The sequence below is a fragment of the Methylobacterium sp. WL7 genome (assembly GCF_008040085.1).
Classification (GTDB): domain Bacteria; phylum Pseudomonadota; class Alphaproteobacteria; order Rhizobiales; family Beijerinckiaceae; genus Methylobacterium; species Methylobacterium mesophilicum.
Genome location: NZ_VRVG01000263.1, coordinates 1 through 2,821 on the forward strand (window position 1 = coordinate 1; position 2,821 = coordinate 2,821).

Here is a 2,821-nt window from a genome sequence, read left to right on the forward strand (position 1 = left end):
GGGGGTGTTGGGGCGGGGTTCGGCCGGTCGGGCGAACTGATCCGGAGGGCGGCGTTTCAGCTCCGGCGTAAGCGTGGGGATCCCCTCGCCTCGCTCGTCGGATGAAGCGCGGGTCCCCTCTCCCGTGCGGGAGAGGGACAGGGTGAGGGATGCGCCGTATCCGGACAGACCTGGCCCCTCACCCCAACCCTCTCCCGCACCACGGGAGAGGGAGTCCGTCGCGTCTTACTGACGCCGATGTGAGCCTCACAGCGAGGGAGGACCGAGCGTCCGTCGGACCGCGGCCCGCCCCCAGCAAATAACCCTCACCGCCCCCAGCGCAGCACCAGCGCATCGTTCCGCCGGGCCAATTCGATCAGCGCCGCGCGGGTATCCGGGTGGAGCGGCTGGAGCGGCAGGCGGGCGGTCTCGTGGGCGATGATGCCGCCCTCGGCCATCAGCGCCTTGCAGGCGAGGAGCCCGCATTGCCGGTTCTCGTGGTTGATCAGCGGCAGCCAGCGCGCGTAGGCGTCGAGCGCCTCGCTCCGGCGGCCGGCCGCGTAGGCGTCGGTGATCTGGCGGATGCCGTCCGGATAGGCGCCGCCGGTCATCGCCCCGGTGGCGCCGGCATCGAGGTCGGCCATCAGGGTGATCGCCTCCTCGCCGTCCCAGGGGCCGACCACCGCGTCGCCGCCCTGCGCGATCAGCTCGCGCAGCTTGCCGGCGGCTCCGGGGGTCTCGATCTTGAAGTAGGAGACGTGCTCGATCTCCCGGGCCATGCGGGCCAGGAACGCGGCCGAGAGCGGCGTGCCGGCCACCGGGGCGTCCTGGATCATGATCGGGATCGAGATCGCGTCCGAGACGCCGCGGAAGAAGTCGTAGACGCCGATGTCCGGCACCCGGATCGTGGCGCCGTGATAGGGCGGCATGACCATCACCATGGCGGCGCCGGCTTCTTGCGCCCGGCGGGAGCGCTCGGCGCAGACCTGGGTCGCGAAGTGCGTGGTCGTCACGATCACCGGCACCCGGCCGGCGACGTGGTCGAGCACCGCGTCCATCACGGTCTCGCGCTCGGCGTCGGTGAGGACGAACTGCTCGGAGAAGTTGGCCAGGATGCAGAGGCCGTGGCTGCCGGCGTCGATCATGAAGTCGATCGCCCGGCGCTGTCCGTCGAGATCGAGGGCGCCCGCGGCGTCGAACACCGTGGGGGCGACCGGGAAGACGCCCCGGTAGGGCTGGGCAGGCGAGCTCATGCGCGATCCTCCGCCGGGGCGCCCCCCCGGCTCACAGCGATAGACCATTCCGCGCCGCCACCGGGACGAGAGGCCAGCCCCGGATCGGCACCACGCCGGCACTGTGCCGAAGGATCATCCGAGATCAACACCCGTCCCGGCGCCGGCTCGACAAAAGCGGCGCTGTGTTTTCGATCCGCCCGGGCCGGCCGCGCAAGCCTTGGGCGGCAGGGACAACCCGGTCCGGCCGCCGGAAATCTTATTCCCTATCCACAACAGAGGCGTTTGATCATCACCCGGTCATGCTGGAACCGCACAGCGGGGTCCGGGAACCGGAAACATCAGTCGATCAAGGTCTTGCGCCGTCGAGGCCCGGTGTTCCCGACGATCCGGCCGTCCGGGGCGGTGCGCGCCTCCGAAGGCGCAAACACCTGGACCGGTGCGGCCAGCCGGAAGACTCTGCTTTCGGGCGACGGCGCCGCCCCGACACGGCGTAGGCGCCGTGCGCCCCGCTTGGTATAGGACACGCGGCCCGGCCCGGTCGGCGACGACGCGGCGACGAGCCACCCCGGACCTCCGATCCGCGCGTCGCGACAGAGTCGTCCTGGACGATCTTGCCGGACGGGCGAGCGGGATCGGGGTCCGTGATTTCAACGCTTTCGCCCTGGAGTTCGTCGTGATGCGTCTTGTCCCCGCCTCCGTCGCGGCCGTGTTCGCCGCGGCCGCCCTGCTCCTCGGCGTCTCCGCGCGGGCCGACGACCTCGACGCGATCCGGGCCGCCAAGACCCTGCGGATCGGCACCGAGGGGACCTACGCGCCGTTCTCCTTCCACGACGCCTCCGGGGCGCTGGTCGGCTTCGACGTGGAGATCGGCCGCAAGGTGGCGGAAAAACTCGGCGTCGCGCCGCAATTCCTCGAAGGCAAGTGGGACGGCCTGATCGCCGGGCTCGACGCCAAGCGCTACGACGTGGTGATCAACCAGGTCGGCATCACCAAGGAGCGCCAGGCGAAGTTCGACTTCTCCGAGCCCTATATCCGCTCCCGGGCGGTGCTGATCACCCGGGCCGACACCGGCACGATCAAGGGGTTCGCCGACCTCAAGGGCAAGAAGTCCGCCCAGAGCCTGAGCAGCAACTTCGCGCGGCTCGCCACCGAATCCGGGGCCGAGCTGGTCGGCACCGACGGGTTCGACCAGTCGATCCAGCTGGTCATCACCGGCCGGGCCGACGCGACCCTCAACGACAACCTGTCCTTCCTCGACTTCCACAAGCAGAAGCCGAACGCCCCCGTGAAGATCGTGGCCCAGAAGGACGACGCCGACGCGTCCGGCATCCTCCTGCGCAAGAACAACCCCGACCTGAAGGCCGCCCTCGACAAGGCGCTGACCGAGATCAAGGCCGACGGCAGCTACGCGGCGATCGCGCAAAAGTATTTCGGGGCGGACGTTTCACAGTAGGCGGGTCATCGCCTGAAGGCCGCGGCTGAACACGCGCCCTCCCCGGGCTACGATGTTCGCACATCGCAATTCGGACCGTCGTCGGCGGGAAGAGAAGTCCCTTTCGAGGCAGACACGCCTTCTCCCTCCCCCCTTTGCGGGGGAGGGTGGCCCC

Annotated in this window: 2 protein-coding genes; one reads left to right on the forward strand and one right to left on the reverse strand. The window is 70.0% G+C overall.

What is annotated here, in order from left to right; genetic code table 11:
- Positions 1 to 305: 305 nt before the first annotated feature.
- Positions 306 to 1,232 (reverse strand): dihydrodipicolinate synthase family protein, encoded by a 927-nt coding sequence (locus FV233_RS28950; protein ID WP_147899587.1) that lies wholly within the window; start codon positions 1,230 to 1,232, stop codon positions 306 to 308.
- Between the two features lie 658 nt (positions 1,233 to 1,890).
- Here FV233_RS28950 and FV233_RS28955 point away from each other — a divergent pair.
- Positions 1,891 to 2,667: an amino acid ABC transporter substrate-binding protein gene (locus tag FV233_RS28955; RefSeq protein WP_147899588.1), complete on the forward strand. Its 777-nt coding sequence runs from the start codon at positions 1,891 to 1,893 to the stop codon at positions 2,665 to 2,667.
- Positions 2,668 to 2,821: the final 154 nt, after the last annotated feature.